At 70.2% G+C, this 17,490-nt stretch carries 20 protein-coding genes and 1 pseudogene; 9 read left to right on the top strand and 12 right to left on the bottom strand.

Going from position 1 to position 17,490, the window contains the following annotated elements:
- Window position 1: 1 nt before the first annotated feature.
- Both OG534_RS36325 and OG534_RS36320 read right to left on the bottom strand, forming a co-directional pair.
- A complete protein-coding gene (locus OG534_RS36325; RefSeq protein WP_326593283.1) occupies window positions 2-1,393 on the bottom strand; it encodes an MFS transporter in 1,392 nt (463 codons plus the stop codon).
- Window positions 1,394-2,516: 1,123 nt separating this feature from the next.
- Window positions 2,517-3,008, bottom strand: a complete 492-nt coding sequence (locus OG534_RS36320; RefSeq protein WP_326593281.1) for a hypothetical protein — start codon at window positions 3,006-3,008, stop codon at window positions 2,517-2,519.
- A 331-nt stretch (window positions 3,009-3,339) separates the two neighbouring features.
- On the opposite strand from OG534_RS36320, the gene OG534_RS36315 reads away from it, so the two are divergent.
- A complete protein-coding gene (locus OG534_RS36315; RefSeq protein ID WP_326593280.1) occupies window positions 3,340-3,921 on the top strand; it encodes a dihydrofolate reductase family protein in 582 nt (193 codons plus the stop codon).
- A 162-nt stretch (window positions 3,922-4,083) separates the two neighbouring features.
- On the opposite strand, the gene OG534_RS36310 is transcribed toward OG534_RS36315, so the two are convergent.
- Window positions 4,084-4,599, bottom strand: a complete 516-nt coding sequence (locus OG534_RS36310; RefSeq protein ID WP_326593279.1) for a DUF4158 domain-containing protein — start codon at window positions 4,597-4,599, stop codon at window positions 4,084-4,086.
- Here OG534_RS36310 and OG534_RS36305 point away from each other — a divergent pair.
- Window positions 4,582-4,767, top strand: coding sequence for a hypothetical protein (locus OG534_RS36305; RefSeq protein ID WP_326593278.1), 186 nt, complete (start codon window positions 4,582-4,584; stop codon window positions 4,765-4,767). The genes OG534_RS36310 and OG534_RS36305 overlap by 18 nt on opposite strands.
- Before the next feature lie 36 nt (window positions 4,768-4,803).
- Here the strand turns inward: OG534_RS36305 and OG534_RS36300 are convergent, their stop codons facing one another.
- Both OG534_RS36300 and OG534_RS36290 read right to left on the bottom strand, forming a co-directional pair.
- A complete protein-coding gene (locus OG534_RS36300) occupies window positions 4,804-5,424 on the bottom strand; it encodes a methyltransferase family protein (protein ID WP_326593277.1) in 621 nt (206 codons plus the stop codon).
- Window positions 5,425-5,588: 164 nt separating this feature from the next.
- Window positions 5,589-5,924, bottom strand: a complete 336-nt coding sequence (locus OG534_RS36290) for an ArsR/SmtB family transcription factor (RefSeq protein WP_326593276.1) — start codon at window positions 5,922-5,924, stop codon at window positions 5,589-5,591.
- 151 nt (window positions 5,925-6,075) lie between these two features.
- On the opposite strand from OG534_RS36290, the pseudogene OG534_RS38810 reads away from it, so the two are divergent.
- The 3 genes and pseudogenes from OG534_RS38810 to OG534_RS36285 all read left to right on the top strand — a co-directional run.
- Window positions 6,076-6,201: pseudogene (locus OG534_RS38810) on the top strand (zinc finger domain-containing protein); the annotation flags it as partial.
- 82 nt (window positions 6,202-6,283) lie between these two features.
- Window positions 6,284-6,841 (top strand): recombinase family protein, encoded by a 558-nt coding sequence (locus tag OG534_RS38805; protein WP_442807192.1) that lies wholly within the window; start codon window positions 6,284-6,286, stop codon window positions 6,839-6,841.
- Complete coding sequence (locus OG534_RS36285) at window positions 6,742-7,116, top strand: hypothetical protein (RefSeq protein ID WP_442807264.1); 375 nt, start codon at window positions 6,742-6,744, stop codon at window positions 7,114-7,116. The genes OG534_RS38805 and OG534_RS36285 overlap by 100 nt, the downstream gene beginning before the upstream one ends.
- Before the next feature lie 9 nt (window positions 7,117-7,125).
- Here the strand turns inward: OG534_RS36285 and OG534_RS36280 are convergent.
- Both OG534_RS36280 and OG534_RS36275 read right to left on the bottom strand, forming a co-directional pair.
- A protein-coding gene (locus OG534_RS36280; protein WP_326586176.1) for an IS5 family transposase occupies window positions 7,126-7,934 on the bottom strand; the annotation gives its coding sequence in 2 pieces (ribosomal slippage) (window positions 7,126-7,584 and window positions 7,587-7,934; 807 coding nt in all).
- A 1,394-nt stretch (window positions 7,935-9,328) separates the two neighbouring features.
- The gene (locus OG534_RS36275; RefSeq protein ID WP_326593275.1) at window positions 9,329-9,463 is read right to left on the bottom strand and encodes a hypothetical protein; all 135 of its coding nucleotides are present in this window, start codon (window positions 9,461-9,463) and stop codon (window positions 9,329-9,331) included.
- Window positions 9,464-9,498: 35 nt separating this feature from the next.
- On the opposite strand from OG534_RS36275, the gene OG534_RS36270 reads away from it, so the two are divergent.
- The 4 genes from OG534_RS36270 to OG534_RS36255 all read left to right on the top strand — a co-directional run bounded on the left by OG534_RS36270 (window position 9,499) and on the right by OG534_RS36255 (window position 12,422).
- Window positions 9,499-10,749 carry a hypothetical protein gene (locus OG534_RS36270; protein ID WP_326593274.1) on the top strand — a complete coding sequence of 417 codons (1,251 nt, stop codon included), beginning with the start codon at window positions 9,499-9,501 and terminating at the stop codon, window positions 10,747-10,749.
- Window positions 10,727-11,110 (top strand): hypothetical protein, encoded by a 384-nt coding sequence (locus OG534_RS36265; RefSeq protein ID WP_326593272.1) that lies wholly within the window; start codon window positions 10,727-10,729, stop codon window positions 11,108-11,110. The genes OG534_RS36270 and OG534_RS36265 overlap by 23 nt, the downstream gene beginning before the upstream one ends.
- Before the next feature lie 72 nt (window positions 11,111-11,182).
- Window positions 11,183-11,608, top strand: coding sequence for a hypothetical protein (locus OG534_RS36260; protein ID WP_326593271.1), 426 nt, complete (start codon window positions 11,183-11,185; stop codon window positions 11,606-11,608).
- Window positions 11,609-12,149: 541 nt separating this feature from the next.
- On the top strand, window positions 12,150-12,422 hold the full coding sequence (locus OG534_RS36255; RefSeq protein WP_326586180.1) for a hypothetical protein: 273 nt from the start codon (window positions 12,150-12,152) through the stop codon (window positions 12,420-12,422).
- Window positions 12,423-12,624: 202 nt separating this feature from the next.
- On the opposite strand, the gene OG534_RS36250 is transcribed toward OG534_RS36255, so the two are convergent.
- From OG534_RS36250 to OG534_RS36230, 5 genes are all read right to left on the bottom strand, one after another.
- Complete coding sequence (locus OG534_RS36250) at window positions 12,625-12,798, bottom strand: hypothetical protein (RefSeq protein WP_326586181.1); 174 nt, start codon at window positions 12,796-12,798, stop codon at window positions 12,625-12,627.
- 331 nt (window positions 12,799-13,129) lie between these two features.
- Window positions 13,130-14,098: an MASE1 domain-containing protein gene (locus tag OG534_RS36245; protein WP_326593414.1), complete on the bottom strand. Its 969-nt coding sequence runs from the start codon at window positions 14,096-14,098 to the stop codon at window positions 13,130-13,132.
- A gap of 70 nt (window positions 14,099-14,168) precedes the next feature.
- Window positions 14,169-14,999, bottom strand: coding sequence for a PP2C family protein-serine/threonine phosphatase (locus tag OG534_RS36240; RefSeq protein WP_326586182.1), 831 nt, complete (start codon window positions 14,997-14,999; stop codon window positions 14,169-14,171).
- 990 nt (window positions 15,000-15,989) lie between these two features.
- Window positions 15,990-17,051 (bottom strand): hypothetical protein, encoded by a 1,062-nt coding sequence (locus tag OG534_RS36235; protein ID WP_326593270.1) that lies wholly within the window; start codon window positions 17,049-17,051, stop codon window positions 15,990-15,992.
- Window positions 17,030-17,422 (bottom strand): hypothetical protein, encoded by a 393-nt coding sequence (locus tag OG534_RS36230; protein ID WP_326586183.1) that lies wholly within the window; start codon window positions 17,420-17,422, stop codon window positions 17,030-17,032. The genes OG534_RS36235 and OG534_RS36230 overlap by 22 nt, the downstream gene beginning before the upstream one ends.
- Between the last annotated feature and the right edge of the window lie 68 nt (window positions 17,423-17,490).

Raw genomic sequence — 17,490 nt, 5'->3', positions numbered from 1 at the left:
GTCAGCTGTCGGCCGGCACCTGGTCCTTCCCGGCCTGACGGCGGGCGGGAACCGCGGCGCCGACCGGGCCGTGCTCCCGGGCCAGGCTACGCCCGCGGGTCTCCTTGGCCACCAGGACGGTCAGCGTCGTGACCGCCGCCGCCGCGGCGAGATAGATCGAGATGGGCACGGAGGAGCCGTAGCCGTCGAGCAGGGCCACGGCGATGATCGGGGCGAGCGCGCCGCCGATGATGGAGGCGAGTTGGGATCCCATCGAGGCACCGGAGTAGCGGACCTTGGTGTCGAACATCTCGGAGATGAAGGCCGCCTGCGGTCCGTACATCGCGCCGTGCAGGAGCAGCCCGGCGGTGACGGCCGCGGCGATCACGGGGAAGGACTTGGAGTCCAGCAGCGCGAAGAACACGAACGCCCAGCCGATCATGCCCACGGAGCCGATGAGGGTGACGCTGCGGCGGCCGATGCGGTCGGACAGCGCTCCCCAGGCCGGGATGGTCACGAAGTGGACGGCGGAGCCGATGAGGACGGCGTTCAGGCCGTCGCTCTTGGGCAGCCCGAGGTGGCTGGTGACGTAGACGAGGAGGAAGGCGGTGATGATGTAGTACGAGATGTTCTCGCCGAGGCGGGTGCCGATCGCGGTCAGGACGCCGCGCCAGTTCGTGCGGAACACCTCGGCGATGGGTGCTTCGGCCCGGGCCCCGGCGGCCGCCTGCTCCGCGGCCTTGGCCTGCGCCTCCAGGAACACCGGGGACTCGGAGACGGACACCCGGATCCACAGGCCGATCATCACCAGCACGCCGGAGAGCAGGAAGGGGATCCGCCAGCCCCAGGCGAGGAAGGCCTCGTCGGACTGGACGGCGGCCAGGAGCGCGAGTACGCCGGTGGCCAGCAGGTTGCCCCCGGGCGCACCCGCCTGCGGCCAGGAGGCCCAGAAGCCTCGGTTCTTGTCGTCCCCGTGCTCGGAGACGAGCAGGACCGCGCCGCCCCACTCGCCGCCGAGCGCGAAGCCCTGGATCAGGCGCAGCAGGGTGAGGAGGATGGGCGCTCCGACGCCGATGCTCGCGTGGGTGGGGAGCAGGCCCATGGCGAAGGTCGCGCCGCCCATGAGGAGCAGGCTGAGGACGAGCAGCCGCTTGCGGCCGATCTTGTCTCCGTAGTGGCCGAAGACCAGGCCGCCCAGCGGGCGGGCGGCGAAGCCGATCGCGTAGGTGAGGAAGGCGAGGAGGGTGCCGACGAGGGGTTCGCTGCCGGGGAAGAACAGCTCGTTGAAGACCAGTGCGGCGGCCGAGCCGTAGAGGAAGAAGTCGTACCACTCGATGGTGGTGCCGATCAGGCTCGCGGCGACGATTCTCCGGATGCCTGACGGGGCCGGCGTAGCCGTTGCTGGGGAGACCATGTGCACCACTTCCGGGGGTCTGCGGGGACGTTCCGTGTCGCCACACCGTAGAAGCCCGCAGGTCAGCCGCGTATGTGGCGGTCCCTCACATTCGAGTACCGATCTGTGTGCCCGCCCACCACACCGCGGACACAGGCACGACAAGGGCCTCCGGAGGCCCACAACGGACTCCTGCCGGAAACACGCATTTCGACCCGCTTCGGAGCCACCGTGCTGACTCCCGTGCTGGTTCGGTGCTGACCCGAAGTCCCACGTCAGCACCCCTGATCACCTCTCCCGTGCTGACGCGTCGAGGGCGGCGAGCGGCGGCCCGCCCGGGCGTCGCTACGACGACGGCCCCCCACCGCGCTGGACGTCCCATGCGGCGAGGATCCCCCGCCCTCGGGCGCCGAAACTCAGCCGTCGAACTCGGCCCAATCAGCGTGGCCGTCGCCCGTGGCCGGGCAGGCCGGCCGGGATCGCGTACACGCTGGAGCCGCCGCTGCTGGGCACCGGCTCCGCCCGCCACCCTTGGGCCGGCGCGGGTGGGACCATGCGCAGCAGCCCGTCCACGACGGGGCGGGGAGCGGCCGGCGTCCTGTTCGGCTCTCCGGACAGCGGGCAGCGCTCCCAATCTGGCATGGGGTGCTGGGCGAGAGTGTCCTTGTGGGTGATACGGGCCCAGGTGCCGCAGGCGCACTCGTAGCTGTTCGTCAGCTCTTTGCCGGTCACGACCATTTCACCGGACTTCGGGCAGATGCCGGGGCACCCTGGCGCGGGGTCCTCGTAGAGGTGACCGTTACGCAGGCTCGCCTTCGTCGGGGTACCGCACTCGGGGCAGAGGATCAGCTTCGTTGGGGCAAGAACGCGCCTGGGCATGTCGTCACCCTTCAGCCGGCCGGCCCTGCCGCCTCGGTCAACTCTTTGCCTGCGGGCGGCCTTTTGGTTCTCCCCTGCTCCGCTGCCGCGCACACCCGCACGACCTGGCGCACCTGCTCCTGATATTCCGCTCGCTGGTCCGCAAACAGCCGGACCGCTGCTGGGACTTCATGCGGGGCTACGACCAGTCCTTCGAGCGGCTGGCCGATGCCGTCGACCCCGCCGCGAAGGCTGGACCCCATGCGTGCGGCACGCGTGTGCCTTCTCAGCGCAGGACTTCGACCAGCGCGATCCAGGAGATGACGAGCGCCGTGATGATTGCGACGATCGAACCGGCGGCGAACCATACGATGCCCTGTGGTGAGCCGGCGACAAGGAGCGCGGCACCGACGAGGTATGCGAATGGCGCCACAAAGCCGATGGCAGACTTACCGAACTTCATCTGATTGTCGGGGTGGCGGTTCTCGTAGATCCGTCTTGCCGCCTGCACCTGCAAAAGACCTGCGCCGACTGCGAGTGCGACCATTGACAACCCGTACGACACCGGCGAGACCTCGGGGACAAGCCCCACTGCAGAACCCGAGAGCGCCAGTACGAGGCCGGCGATGCCGCCAGCCAGTCGCGATGTGAGCGACGGCGCTTTGACGACCTCGGCGATGTTGACGCTTGCCGCCACGATCACAAGACCGGCGAGCGCCCCCGCCGATCCCATCATGGCGACATTGAAGTCATTCCAACCTTCCAGGTATTCCTCCACATTCACACCCTATCGGCATTGATGAGAAATTCACCCGAAGGCTGCCTGTGTGTGGCGGCCGCCGCCAGTCTTTTGAATGCCCCTCTGGCTCCGCCGGCTGGGGCGACCTCGCCTGTGGCGCAGGCTACTTCGACCAGGCCCACTTCGGCCATGAGTTCCGGGCGTTCACCGGGCTCACGCCGACCCGGTACGCCGAAGTCCGGCGGCGGTTCCTGCGCGAACATCCTGGCCACGCGCTGGACGGCTGGCCGCTGCCGGCCAATTGATTTCTTACAAGAGCGACAGCTCACGACACGCTAATTTGGGGCACCCCAAAGCAGAGGAGAGCCCCGTGGGCAAGGTGGTCATGTACAGCTCGGTGTCGGTGGACGGCTTCGTCGCGGACGAGAATGACCAGCCCGGACCACTGTTCGACTGGTTGTCCAGCGGTGACGTCCCGTTGGACGAGAGCGGCGAGCTGAAGGTGTCGCAGACGTCCTACGACTACACCCGGCCGTACTGGGACCAGATCGGAGTCACGATCGTCGGCCGCCACGTCTTCGACCTGACGGACGGCTGGGACGGGAAGCCTCCGGGCGGGATCGACCACGTGGTCGTCGTGTCGCACCGGCCGATGCCCGAGGGCTGGGACCCCGAGGCGCCGTTTCACTTCGTCGACGGCGTCGAGGCAGCCGTGGCCAAGGCGCAGGAACTTGCGGGTGACCGCATGGTCGAGGTCGCGGCTGGCGACGTCGGTGGCCAGGTGCTTGCCGCGGGCCTGATCGACGAGGTGCGCATGGACGTCGTACCCGTCGTGTTCGGGTCCGGCAAGCGCTACTTCGGGTCGGTCCACGCGCAGCACCTGTTGGAGGATCCTGACGTGGTGATTCAGGGCAACCGGGTGCTTCACCTGCGCTATCAAGCGCGCCGTTGACCGATCTGAGCGGGTACGCGAAGAAGTCCACTGCGAACAGTGATGTTTTGGGGTGGCGAATCGGCGCGGTCGGGAGGTGTCGATTGCGCGAGGTCGGGTGGTGTCGATTGCGCGACCACCGGTGGTAGCGAAAACGCAACCACCGGCGCAACCTGCGGTTTTTCAGGTTCTGGAGCGAAAATCGGGGTGAAAGCCGAGGTCGGGGGCCGCAGATTTCACCCTCGGCGCACGCCGATTTTCGGGGGCGGGGCCCGCCCGGTCGCCGGGTTCGAGGTAGGTCGGCGACCCGATTTCGGGGGCGCACCCTCCCGCCGCGGCTGTCAGCGGTTCGCTGACGTCATTGTGTGGGTGTGCGACATCCCGTGGGTTCCCCTGCGCGTACTCATACCGGTTCTGTCGCCGCGCCCCGTACGCGGCGAACTCGTCCGGCCCGACGTCGAGCTGCTCGGCCGCGAACCGCACCACCGCGGCCGGCACGACGGACACGTCCTCGGTCGGGAACACCCCGAGCATCCGCACGCAGCCCCACTGCACCGCCCACCCCAGCCGGTTCGCCGAGGCCAGCTTCGCACCGGCCAGGGCGAGCGCCTGCGCGTCCAGGCGGAAGAACTGCTCCGGCCCCGGGGACCAATGGAACCGTGGTTGGCGCCGAGATTGCTCTTGGATCAGCGGGAGCACGACGTCCTGGGCGAGGACGTCGCCTGGCTCTCCCCCCTACGGCACGCGAACCTCAACGTGCTGGGCCGCTACAGCTTCTGTGTCACCGTTCCGGTCGGCGGCGGCCTGCGCCCGCTGCGCGACCCGGGCGCCGCCGACCTCGATGACGAGGACGACCGGGAGGAGTGAGCCACCTGTGCCCCGGCTCCAGGTGCGGCGTCGCAATCACGGCGAGGGCGCGCTGCGGCCGATGCCGGGAAGGAAGCGTCCGGTGCGGTGGGTGTAGCGGGCGTAGGCCGGGCCGTGGGCTGTCGTGAGGTAGGGCTCTTCCACGACGCGGACCTGGAGCTGGATCGCGGTGACCAGTGCGGCCAGCGCCACGAGGGAGACCCAGTTGGGGACGATCAGGGACAGGCCGAGCGACGCGGTGACCATGGCGGTGAAGACCGGGTTGCGTACGTGGGCGAACAGTCCGTCGGTGACCAGTGCGGTGCGCTCACCGGTGTCCACGCCCACGCGCCAGGAGGTGCCCATGTTCGTCTGGGCCGCGGCGGTGGCCGCCAGTCCGGCCAGTGCGATCGCCAGGCCCGTCCAGCGCAGGGCGGGGCCGGCGGTGCCGGGCAGCGGGCCCAGTCCGGCGAGGGCGGCTGCCGGAGCGGCAGCGCCGCCGAGCAGGGCGGCGACGAAGAGCACTCCGGCCCACCATGAGGGCTGGCCGGGGCGGCCGGAGATGCCCCTAAAACCCGTGTCACCGGTGCGGTGGCGTTGCTGGGCGGCGCGAACGCCGAAGGCGAAGGCCGTCCAGCCGAGGTAGAGCAGCAGTGCGGTCCATGCCCAGGCATTCATTTCCGGTTCCCTTCTGACGGGGTGCAGCAGGCGCATCCCGGGCGGCAGCTGCATGCATCGGTCTGCCCGGCCGGGACGGCGGCGGCGGCGGGGGCTGCGCAGCAGCCCTTGCCCTGCCAGCACGTTCCTGCGGGCCGGGCTGGGGCCGACGGATATCGCGGTCATCAGCAGCAGCCCTTCGACTCGGCTTCGACGCACGTTCGGTCGGTCTCGACGGCCACCACGGCCGTACGCAGGTCGTCCAGCGCGTGGCCAAGTCGTTCGTCGGCCAGCTCGTAGCGGGTCCGCCGGCCGTCGGGCATGGCGACGACCAGGCCGCAGTCGCGCAGGCACGCCAGATGGTTCGACAGCCGGGTGCGGGAAATGCCGAGGGCGTCGGCGAGGTCGGCAGGGTAGGCGGGGGCGTCGCGCAGGGCGAGCAGGATGCGGCAGCGGATCGGATCGGCGAGCGCGCGGCCGAACCGGGCCAGAACCTCGATGTCACGGGCGAGAGTCAGCACCCCACGACAGTACACGCAATCCTGAATTCAGGAAACCTTGAACTCTCACAGATGACCATCTGTGAGAGTTCCGCGAGAGCCCCGGAAGTGATCACGTTTCCGCAGGTCGCCACTCGCGAAAAGCTTCTCAAAACCTGCATGTTGTGCTGCATTGGCGGTAGAACGTCACGACTGCCCGAACTGTGAAGCACCCGCTGGCAGCGCCTGCCGCACCCGGGGCGGAAAGACCGCCGCGAAGTACCACACCCTCCGCTTCGTCCTCGTCCCCGCGCTCCGCGCTCCGCGAGGAACTGGAGATCCCCGTACCCGCCGACCGGCTCCCCGGCCCGGCGTGGAAGCAGGGCCCGGCGCTCGCTGTCGTGCCCGCGCCCCGCACCGAGCGGCCGCTCCGGATCGGGTACGCCCGCACCTCGACCGCCCGCCAAGAGCCGGCGAGTCAGCTCGAAGCCTTCCACCGTGCGGAATGCCACAAGGTCTTCAAGGAGCAGATCAGCACCCGCATCAAGCTGCGGCCCGAACTGGAGAAGGCGCTCTCGCCAGCCCACCAGTTCAAGGAAGCCGCCCCGGAGACACCCGTCATCCTCACAGTGCAGGAGCTCAAGCGTCTGGCCAGGAACGCGGCCGAGCTGATGACGCTGTCCGTCGACCTCCAGGCCGGCGGCATCCAGGCCGGCGGCATCCAGTGGCTACAAGACCATGGAACGCTACCGAGCCATCGACAAGCCCGGCGGAGACCACCACTTCTTCTACGAGGAGAAATAACATGCGCACCAGCGAGGACAACCTCGTCGAACTCATCCGGGGCAGCGGCCTCGAAGTGGACAGGGTCCAGGGCAACGAACCTGGACCCTCGGTCGAAACGGCCTGGCGTGCCATGGCGGGATTCGGCGTGGAGCCCAGTGCCTCCTTCCCCTTGAAGGGAGACCTCGGAGGAGTCCACCAGATGTGGCTCGAACATGCCCGCCGAGCCGATGTCATCGGTGTTGACGGGACGTTCCTCCTCACGGCGGTCGTGACGGGGAGTTCCGGGGTCGGCTGGGTCCGCGTGCGTCTCACGGACAGTGCCGACGTCGCCCGCCTCATCGATGACCAAGGACGGATCGAATTCATCGCCCGGTCCTCCTCCGGCGACCACATCTGCGGCATCACCGCGGAGGAGTACGACTACTGGATCGTCAGCCTGACCCTCTAAGAGGTCGTTTCATTTGGTGAGGCGGCGGTGACAGATGAGTGCTGCAGCTATGCCGACGAAGGCGAGGAAGTGTTCGGCCTTGCGCTCGTATCGGCGGTGGAGCCGACGGCAGCCGGCGAGCCAGGACACGGTTCTTTCGACGACCCACCTGTGGCGGCCGAGCCGTTGTGAGGACTCGATACCACGGCGGGCGATGCGATGGCGGATGCCGCGTTTGCGGAGCCATCGGCGCAGGTGGTCGTAGTCGTAGCCCTTGTCCGCGTGGAGCTTGCCGGGGCGCCGTCGACGAGGTCCTCGCCGGGACCGGATCGGCGGGATGCCCCGCACGAGTGGTTCAAGACCGAGACTGTCGTGCATGTTCGCGCCGGAGACGCCCAGCGAGAGCGGCAGCCCGTTCCGGTCGGTGATCAGGTGGATTTTCGATCCCGGCTTGCCACGGTCGGTCGGATTCGGTCCCGTCAGAGGCCCCCTTTTGCAGCCCGCATGCTGACCGAATCGATCGCGCAGCGCGACCAGTCCAGTTCCCCGCGGGCCCCGAGTTCGTCGAGGATGACGCGGTGGAGCCGGGCCCAGACCCGGGCCCGGCTCCACTGGGCAAATCGTCGGTAGACGGTCTGCCAGCTCGGGCCGAACACCGGCGGCAGCTGCCGCCAGGTGCAGCCCGACGTCGCCACGAAGATGATTGCGGCCAATGCCTCGCGGTCACCCGCTCGACGCCGGCCGCCACCCTGTGGACGTATGACCTCCGTCGGCGGTACCACCCGCCGAAACAGCACCCACAACTCGTCCGGCACCAGCCGCTCAACCAGATCCGTCATGCACGGTTCAACGAACGATCACGCCATAAGAAACGACGTCTAAATGCCCCCTTCACTCGATCGCCCCGGTTCAACGCGTAGCGGCGGCCGTAGCCGCACTCCCCCGGTGGACTCTCCGGCGCGCAGCCGGTCGCGTCCGGGCAACGGCAAGCGACAAGCGGCGTTCGAAGGCGAGGGAATCGCGACCGGTCCGTCGCCGGTCGACCGGCGGAAGATGCCGGACTGGGCACTCAGGATCTACGGTGCGGGCGCCCCGATCGGGCTCACGTCGGCTGGACGCCGGCACCGTCAGGATGCTGCGCGAGCAGGTCTTCGGGAGTGGTACGGGCTCGCAAGATCCACACCTCCGCGCTCACCTGACGCCCGTGGGTTCGACGTCCGGGAAGCCGCAACGACAGCGGCGGGCGCAGCCCGCGCCCGTCGCGCCGCGGCCGACTCCGACAGGGGCCGGGCGGGTCGGCGTCGGAAGGCCGTCGGGGGCCGGCCGTCGTATCGTCGGGGCGTCAGAAGCCTGTCGCGAGGCCGACGAAGTGAGGCGGGAGCCATGAGCGTGCTTCAGATCGCGCTGCAGGAGGACTTCCAGGGCGAGCACGTCGTGGTCACGGTGGACGGAACCGTCATCCTGGACGACCCCTCGGTGCACACCAGACGGCAGATCGGCCTGGCCCGTTCCCTCGAGGTTCCGGTACGGGACGGCGGGGTCACGGTGGAGGTCTCGGTCCAGGGAGGGCCGCACCGGAGTGTGGAGATCGACACGACCGTCACCAAGGCGGTGCTGGTCGATCTCGACGCTGACGGCGGCCTCACCGTCCGCGCGGAGACCTCCCCCGTTACGTGTGACCGGCACGTCTGCCGGGCGAGCCGCTCCGCGGACGGGCTCGATCGGACGCGGCCGGATTGCGACCCAGGTTGGTTGCACTTCCACTTGAAGGGACCGGCCTTCCAAGGGCAGGGGTGTGCGCTCGGTGGCACAACCGGACGGAGCGCACACTCCCGGCCTGTTCGGCAGGCGTCCGCATCGCGCTCAGGCATCCCAACCGTCGCAACTCCCTCCGCGGATGTGGCAGGGCATGTCGACAGGCCAGACACCCGCGGGATACACACCCGCGCGGGCCACACACCCGCGGGCCACACACCCGCGCGCCACGCGCCCCGAAGCGGCCGGACACCCACCCCTTCCGCTGCACCACCACGCCCGGGCGACGGAGCCCGGGCTGAGGAGAGGCCGGCATGACCACGCAGAAGCACCGCCCGCCGAGTGGGCTGGACGAGCTCGTCCGCTCTGTCGTCGAAGAGATCTCCCGCCTTGCCGGTGACGGCCGGGCCCGAGCCGGCTACGGCTCGGATCCCTACGCCGAGGGCGTCCAGGACCGCTGGGACACGGCGGCCGGCGCTCAGCCGACAGCGTCGGCCGCGGCCCTCCTGGTCCAGCGCAGCGGCGTGTACGTCCGCACCGACCTGCCCATCGTCCCCGCCCCCGACCACGACGGCGCGCAGGTCGTGGAGAACATCACGACGATGCCCGGCATGGTCGCGCCCGAGGCTGCGGCCGACCGGTGCGGCGATGGCGGCGGGCGCCCTTCCCGACGGGACCGCGATCGCGGCCGAGCAGCCCCAGAACGGTCAGCCGCCGGCCGAGACGATCCAGCCCGGCGCCGCCCTCGGCCTGTTCGAGGAACTCCGCGTGGACGTGGACGGGCCCGCCCCCACGATGACCGTCTCGGGCCGCATCTGGCGGCTCATCACCGGCGGTCTCACCTGGATCGCCAAGGTGACCAAGCAGCCGGACGGCTCGTACGCCGGCCCGATCAGCTACCGCGACGGCAACACCTCCCTGCGCCCCGCCACCTCGATCCGCGTGCAGCTCACCGGCCGCCCGCCGCTGCAGCCGCTCTCCGCGCGGGTGACCTTCAGCCGCCCGGGCGCGGCCGACCTGGTCCTCGGCTACGCCTTCGCGCGGTCGGCATTCCGTGAGGTCGGGATCGAGTTCGACCGCGTCGAGGGGGCCGAGCAGACGGATGCGTACGCGCTGCACGACCACCCGGTGCGGCCCGCCGGCCTCCCCGACATCACCCTCACGGTGGAGGATGCCTTCACCCGGCAGGGAATCAAGGTCACCCGCACCCGCGGCAGCAACATGATCCCACGCTCGGCCTCCGTCAACGACAAGTGGTCCGACATCGAGATGCACGACGCGATGCAGCAGCACTGGTCCGAGTGGAAGCCCGGGCCCGGCGGACAGGGCGTCGCCCAGTGGCAGGTGTGGACCCTGTTCGCAGGTCTGCACGACGACGGCCTCAGCCTCGGCGGCATCATGTTCGACGACATCGGCACCGCCCAGCGGCAGGGCTGCGCGATCTTCTCCGACTCGTTCATCTCCGAGCGGCCGCCGAACGACCCCGCGCCTGAGGCGTTCGCCCGCCGGATGCGCTTCTGGACGGCCGTGCACGAGCTCGGGCACTGTTTCAACCTCGCGCACTCCTGGCAGAAGTCGCTGGAGACTCCGTGGATGCCGCTCGCCGACGAGCCGACTGCCCGGAGCTTCATGAACTACCCGTTCCGGAAGCCCCACCCCGGCGGGCCTCACCGTTCTCTCCGACTGGGTACTTCTTCTCGGAGAACGAGCTGCGGTTCTGCAGCACGCACCCGAGCGGTTCGTGCAGATGGGCAACATCCCGTGGTTCGACCACCACGCCTTCGAGCAGGTCCGCCAGTACTCCGCCCCCGGCACGCTGACGCTCTCGCTCCGCGTCAGCCGCAACCCCGACCACGAGGGCGCGTACCGCTACGGCATGCTCGAGCCGGTGATCGGTGAGCTGAAGCTGGCCAACACCTCCACCGACCCGGTGATGGTCGACCGCAACAAGCTGAAGGGCGACGACCTCGGCATCGTCATCCAGCGTGAGGGAGAGACCGAGGCCCGGATGCACCGGCCCTACCTGCGGTACTGCATGCGCCCCGAACCCGTGGTGCTGCAGCCCGGCGAGGCACTCTACGGGCAGGTCGTGCTCAGCTCCGGACTGGGCGGCTGGCAGATCGCCGAGCCCGGTACGTACCGTGTGTACGCCGCGCTGCGTACGGTCGCCGACGGTACAGCGGCCTCCGGCGCCGGTGCCTCGCCGGGCAGGTCATGGCCGCGCCGCTCATCGCCGGGTGGAGCGCCCGGCCAGCCGTGAGCAGGAGCAACTGGCGGACGACGTCTGCACGGACTCCGTCCGGGACGCGTGCTGGCGCTGGGCGGAAGCCGGGTGCTGCACGGAGCCAACGACGTACTGCGCGAGGTCGTGGACCGGATTCCCGACGAGGGCGTCGCCAAACACGCCGCCGCCTGCCTGGCGCTGGCGGATACCGTCCCGGGCAAGATCATGCAGGGTGGTGGCGACGGTACGGGTCCGCGCCTGGAGCTCACGACGTCCGACACCGAGTCGGGTTGGCAGCGCGCCGAGCAGGCGTACGGCGACTTGAACGCCGCCGCCGAGACGTTCGGCCACATCCGTCTGACCCGCAACATCGAGCACATGGCCCGGTCGCTCGACCAACAGGGCGAGGGCCGGGACGCCACTCAGCTGGTGGGCGATCTTGCCCGGACCCTGGAGAGCCGCCGGGTCAAGCCAGGTGTGGTCAAGCGAGTCCGCAAGCTGGAGCAGCAGCTCGCCGACGGCGGCGGTCGGTAGCGGCTGCCGCGCCCGGCGGATTCACCACGACCCCCTCCCGGAACCATCCGGGAGGGGGTCGTGGTGCGCACACCGCGTCCCGCTGTCCGGGACGGACTCGACCCGGTGGCACTCCCTTCACACAGCACCGGACGGGTCTGTCCTGCCGGGCTGAGAGGTGGCTCGATCTAGGGTGACGGCCATGGCGACGCTGACCGGGGCGGTAGGCAGTGTCCGGATACGGCTGCTTTCCGCGAGCCCGTATTCCCAGGATCAAGGGCAGGGTGAGGCTTCGGGTGCCCCCTGGTGGGCCGTTCCGGCAGCCACCCTCATCGGGTGGCGTGATTGCGTGGTTCGCGGCCTGGTTCTCGGCCAGACGGCTGCGCCGAAGTGCCCAGGAGGGACTGAGGCACGAGCAGGCGCGGCTGCTCAACGAGCGCTTCGCCACGGCTGCCGAGTTGCTTGGGCACGAGGAGCCCGCTTGCCGCCTGGCGGGCATCCACGCAATGGCCGGCCTGGCCGATGACTGGGCCGAAGCGAACGCCGACAGACGTGCATCGACGTGCTGTGCGCCTACCTGCGCATGCCCTACCCGGCCGAGCCGGCCGAGCCGGCCGAGTCCGCGCCGCTGGAGGAGCGGTTGGCCTGGCAGGCCACCCGCGAGGTCCGCCACACGGTGATCCGCGTGGTCCGCGATCATCTGTGCCCCCGAATCAGTGGGTCTGCGGCCTCCTGGGAGGGCTGCGACCTCGATTTCACCGGGGTGATCTTCGATGACGCTGTGCTGGCGCAGCCGCCTGCATGCCTGCTACTGCCGAGACCCGCCGAACCTTGAGGGGCGCGGTGATGTCTCGTGGCGAAGCGGCGGCGTCCGGTTCAGGGGTCCGACGCTGCTGCCGGGTCGGTGACGGCGCAGGGCACCGACCCATGCAAGGGGATGCGGATCCGACCCCGCCGGGCGCGGCGCGCAGGGGCTGCGGCGTCGCCTCCCGCTGCCTGTCGCGCTCCGCGGCGGGGCGGCTGGGCGGCTGGGCGGGTCAGCGGGCACCGATGGTGCCCACGCAGGCGACGACCAGGGCCACGGCCGTCCCGGCCGCCGCCAGCGGCGCGGCGAGCGCCGGGTGGCGGTGCGCGACGTACCCGACGCCGCCCGCCAGGAGCAGCGTCACGAGGACCAGGAGCAGCAGGACGGCCAGGGCGAGCGAGGACATGTGGGGCTTCCTTCCGTCAGGGCACGCCGGGTCGGCGTGGTACGGGGGGCGGAGCTTGGAGGCCGCGGGGCGGCGCGGTACATGGCGGTCGGGTCTGTGGCCCTCGGCGGGTGAGGTGACCGCGTCGCCGGTGTCGCAGCCATGGCCAGGACACTCTCCTTCGTGCTCGGCAAGCGAGCAGACGAGCCGCGTTCTGGCTTCTGCTCAGTACATCGCCCCCGGTCGTTCCAGGATCGAATCCCTTGAGGCGGTTGTTGCCGACGTGGCACCCGGCAGATTGTCGACAGGCTCGAAAGGGCGCTCGCAGAGGTTAAATCCACCCACTGGGGAATTATGGCGGCGGACGTTTCTCGGGCGGGTACTCGCGCGACTCGGGCCGCGGCTCCATCCGGGCCACCATCTCCGCAAGCCGAGCGCAGACCCGTTGGATCTCCTCATGCGTTCTGTCGCGTTCTGTGATGACTGCCGCGAGAAGGAGAGCCGTCAGCGCGGTCGTGCCGTTGAAGGCCTGGAGCGTGACCATGTTGGCGAAGACGCCCTCGCCGACGAACGGGCCTCTGCCGCCGTCGGCAGCCAGGATCGCGAGCCACGACACCACGAGCGCGCACGGCGCCGCTCCGGCCAGCCGGAAGCGGAAGGCCGCCCAGATCAGGACCGGCGAGACCAGGAAGAGCAGGTTCGAGTTGGGTGTGCGCGTCGCCAAGAGCGTGACGAAGACCGTACCGAGCGCCAGCGCCACCGCCTCCAACCAGCGGCCGGGCCCGGCGCGCAACGGCCACCGGGCCTTGCGCAGCACGAGCAGGAAGGGTGTGACGACAAGGATTCCCATCGCGTCGCCGGTCCACCACACCGACCATGTCGGCCAGAAGTCGCCCGCATCCAGTGCTCCGGACAGGACCAGTACGCCGCTGCCTATGGTCGAACTGATCAACATCCCGGCGAGCGCGCCGAGGAAGACCAGCGCCAGTACGTCCCGCAGGCGGTCCAGTTCGTTTCTGAACCCGGCTCTGCGCAGCATCAGACAGGCGCAGACCGGGGCGAGGGTGTTGCCCGCGGTGATGGCCAGTACGGCGATCAACGACGGCCCGAGGACGACATTGACCAGGAACGCGCCCAGTGCGATGCCCGGCCAGACGCGCAGCCCCATCATGAGCAGCGCGGCCAGCGCGACGCCGGTCGGCGGCCACAGGGGGGTGACCTGGTCGCGCACCAGCTGATGGAGAAGGCCGACCTGTGCGGCCCCGTAGTAGACGGCGGCGACGGCGAGGATGCGCAGAGAGGTGGACCCGAGAGGACCCATCGCTGCGCTGCGCACGACAGCAGTGTGCGCCCAGATCCCGCCACCGGCGACCCCAGCGAACACTCCTCGGTCAGGCCGGCTCCTGCGGGCCGTCGTAGCGGACGACGAGGACTGCGGCATCGTCGCGGTGTCCCGTCAGGTCGGCCACTTTCACGACGGCGGAGGCGAGCACGTCGGGATCGGCGTCGAACCCCGCGCGCACCAGCTTGGCCACCTCGGCCAGACCGGACTCCATCGGGAAGTTCGGGCCCTCGACCACTCCGTCGGTGAGCAGCACGAGCACCCCTGCCTCGGTCAGTCGCCGGTGGGTCACCGGATACCGCTGACCCGACACGATGCCGAGCGGCGGCCCGCCGCGGTCGAGTGCTATGCCATGACGGCCTCCGGCTGTCGCCCAGACCATCGGGACATGGCCGGCCCTGGAGGCCGTCAGATCGCGGCTGACCGGGTCGAAGCGAAGGAAGCAGCACGTGGCGAAGAGACCACACCCCATGGCGATCAGCAGATCGTTGGCGCGGGCCAGTACCTCTCGGGTGTCGCTCGTCGCCTGTGCGAGGGCGCGCAGGCTGGTCCGCACCTGCCCCATGAAGGCGATGGCCTCCACGTCGTGGCCCTGTACGTCGCCGACCGTGAGCCCCAGTGACCCGTCGTACATGACGAAGGCGTCGTACCAGTCACCGCCTACTTCCAGACCGCCTCGTGACGGCGCGTACCTGGCGGCCAGGTGCAGGCCGGGCAACTCCGGCAGCCCGGGTGGGAGCATATGGCGTTGCAGGGCGACGGCCAGCTCGACCCTGGCCCGCTGGTACTCGACCCGTTCCAGGGCCTGATCGACGAGCTGCCCGAGGGCGACCAGAAGATCCTGCACACTTTCGGACGGCTCGGGACGGTGTCCGCGCATAACGGCTCCTGGCTCGCCCACAGCCTTCCCACCTCACACTAGCCGCTGCTGCCGTGTGCCTCCACAGGGGTGAAACCGGCAGGCCGGAGGTGGTGTCGATGGCGCCGTGACGGCAGATGCCGACCCGGGGCCGGAGGTCGAGGGACGACCGCGCCTTGGATGCGGAGGTGAGGCATGGCCCGCCGTGGGGTCAGCGCCGTTCGGGGCACGGTGGGTCGAAACGACGTTGCGGAATGTATCGGTGCCAGAGCTCGGGGGTCAGCAGGTTCCCGGTCGTCCGGCACACCACTGGCGCGCAGTGGTCCGCCCAGGGCACGGGGGTGCTCAGGTTTCGAGATGTCCCACAGGTGGAGGGTGCCGTTCTCCGCCGCGGCCGCGGCTGATGGCAAGGCGGATCATCGAGCCCGCCTGCCCGCCCAACGGCGCTCCGAGAGATGCGGGGTGTGCCGGATCGGCGACGTCCCACAGCCGAACCGTGCCGTCGTTGTTGCCGCCGGCCAAGGTGCGCCCGTCCGGAGTGAGCGGGGCTCAGACTCCATCTGCAGCTGGGGGGCGCTACTGGCGATACAGGGCATGACTCCGCGTCACGACCGTCCGTCGTCGGAAACGTCGCCTCCCGGTGCAGTGGCGTACGGGGATCAAGCCAGTCCACAACCAGCACTCACCGTGCTGACTCCCGTGCTGGTTTGGTGGTGACTACGGAGCTGTTGACCGCGCCGACAGGGCCGCCCCGACCATCCCGACAACCCCCACCACCCGGCACCACCTCGCCTGGCGGCTGAGGGATGGGGGATGCGGGGACGCGGGGATGCGGCCAATGGCGATCGGTATCGCTCATCACCTGACATCGGGATCGCCTTCTTTCCCACCTCGCTCTGTCGAGGGGCGAGGACTTTGCAGGTGGCCAAGGTGCCGGGATGGTCCGAGCCCAGCACCCGGATGCAGCGGCACCTAGGTCTGTCGTCAAAGTGATCTCTCCAGGGTGTCCCCTCACTCGGGGTGGAACGTTCGGACTTCGCAGCGGAAGAGGAGGCGGGAGGCGGTGTCGGTGGTCCGGGCGTGGAGGAGGATGCCGGTGGCCGGGTCCACCGTGAAGTCGCAGACGAGGTCTTCCTCGGGAGCCCAGGCGCTGAGGGGAAAGCTGCGCAGGGGGCGGACGGTGGCACGGAGGGAGTGGGGGCCGGTCGGGGTGGCGTCGGCGAGGTGGGACACGATGCGGGCCGGCGTGAGGAGTTCGGCGAGCCTGGCGGCGGCAGGGGCCGCCAGGTCGCTGCGGTAGGCGCCGCTGATCTCGGCGGTCAGCGTGCCACTGGGGCTGTGCACGGTGACGGTCCATCGGCGCGAGGAGGGCAGCGCGGCCGCCGACAGTGGCGGGTCGAGGCCGGGTTCGGCGTGGATCTCGGCGCGCAGCCGTACGGGGTCGAGGAGGCTGGTGGCCATCCGGGCGAGTACGGGGCCAGCCCCCGTGCCGTCCGGGGCGGGGGCTGCCGTGTCCGTGTCCGCGGAGGTGCGGGCGAGACGGAGTGTGCCACTGCGGAGGCAGCCGTGGGTGTCGAAGGCCTTGGCGCGCAGTAGCAGGCCCGAACGGACGTCGACTGCGACGGCCAGGCGGGAGGCCCCGGGCGGGAGCCAGGGGTCGGTCGGATCGGCCGATTCGGGGTCGGGGGTGAGGACGAGGTCGACCGCGGGCCGGCCTTCGTGCCAAGTGAGCCGTCCGTCGGAGGCGGTGGCCACCGCGCCGACGAGCCTGGCCGGATCGGTGAGCGCGAGACACGGATCCGTACCGACCGAGACGTCCCGGCGCAGGTCCGCGGTCGAGGCATCGTCAAAGGTTTCGCGCGCGTCGGGTTCCGGCTCAGCGCTCTCGAATCGGGCTGCGCCGGTTGCTCCGTAGCGTCCGGAGACCTCGTGCGGGACCCGGTGCTGGATGGCTTCGGCCACCGCGGCGAAGCGGGTGTCCTCGGCGGCGGCCGAGGCCATCCGGCCCAGGGCCCAGCGGGCCGCCGCACGGGGGTCCGGGGTGATCCCGGTCAGGGGGTGGGGAGCTGCCATGACGCCCACTTCTGCGGCCGCCCCGGTCCGTCGGACGGCCACTGCACGTACAGGACACGGTACGGGTGGCTCTCCGGGGCGGGAGCCGACGTCTCGATGTGCCAGTCGTCGCCTGCGCCACGCGTGATGCGGCAGCCGGGCTCGGTGATGCCGGTACCGCAGGCCAGGACCCTCTGGTTCGCTGTGTCCTCCTTCGGGACGCCGGCCTGGTTCAGGGCCTTGTGGACCATGAAGGAGGCGTACCAGGGCCGACCCGGCCCGGCGACCTCGACGCTCAGCGGCTCGTCACGGGCCGCGCGCCGATCACGCTGCCATGTGAGCCGTGTGGGCGGAGCGTGCGAGCCGCCCTGCTCCCCCCACTCTCCGGCCACCAGGGGAAGCGTGCCGGCAAGGCGGGTGTCCCGTGCGCTCGGCGCCGAGGGGGCGGCGGGTGTACGGG

Origin of the sequence: Streptomyces sp. NBC_01294, assembly GCF_035917235.1 — a bacterium.
In the GTDB taxonomy this organism is placed as follows: domain Bacteria; phylum Actinomycetota; class Actinomycetes; order Streptomycetales; family Streptomycetaceae; genus Streptomyces; species Streptomyces caledonius.
This window is presented reverse-complemented; position numbering and strand designations above follow the sequence as displayed.

What these genes read in the sequence shown, in the direction of transcription:
- OG534_RS36325 (WP_326593283.1), bottom strand. Translation starts at nt 1,393, where the DNA reads ATGGTCTCCCCAGCAACGGCTACGCCGGCCCCGTCAGGCATCCGGAGA.
- OG534_RS36300 (WP_326593277.1), bottom strand. Translation starts at nt 5,424, where the DNA reads ATGAATGCCTGGGCATGGACCGCACTGCTGCTCTACCTCGGCTGGACG.
- OG534_RS36275 (WP_326593275.1), bottom strand. Translation starts at nt 9,463, where the DNA reads ATGCCGGGCATCGTCGTGATGTTCTCCACGACCTGCGCGCCGTCGTGG.
- OG534_RS36270 (WP_326593274.1), top strand. Translation starts at nt 9,499, where the DNA reads ATGGCGGCGGGCGCCCTTCCCGACGGGACCGCGATCGCGGCCGAGCAG.
- OG534_RS36265 (WP_326593272.1), top strand. Translation starts at nt 10,727, where the DNA reads ATGCTCGAGCCGGTGATCGGTGAGCTGAAGCTGGCCAACACCTCCACC.
- OG534_RS36250 (WP_326586181.1), bottom strand. Translation starts at nt 12,798, where the DNA reads ATGTCCTCGCTCGCCCTGGCCGTCCTGCTGCTCCTGGTCCTCGTGACG.
- OG534_RS36245 (WP_326593414.1), bottom strand. Translation starts at nt 14,098, where the DNA reads ATGGGTCCTCTCGGGTCCACCTCTCTGCGCATCCTCGCCGTCGCCGCC.
- OG534_RS36240 (WP_326586182.1), bottom strand. Translation starts at nt 14,999, where the DNA reads ATGCGCGGACACCGTCCCGAGCCGTCCGAAAGTGTGCAGGATCTTCTG.
- OG534_RS36235 (WP_326593270.1), bottom strand. Translation starts at nt 17,051, where the DNA reads ATGGCAGCTCCCCACCCCCTGACCGGGATCACCCCGGACCCCCGTGCG.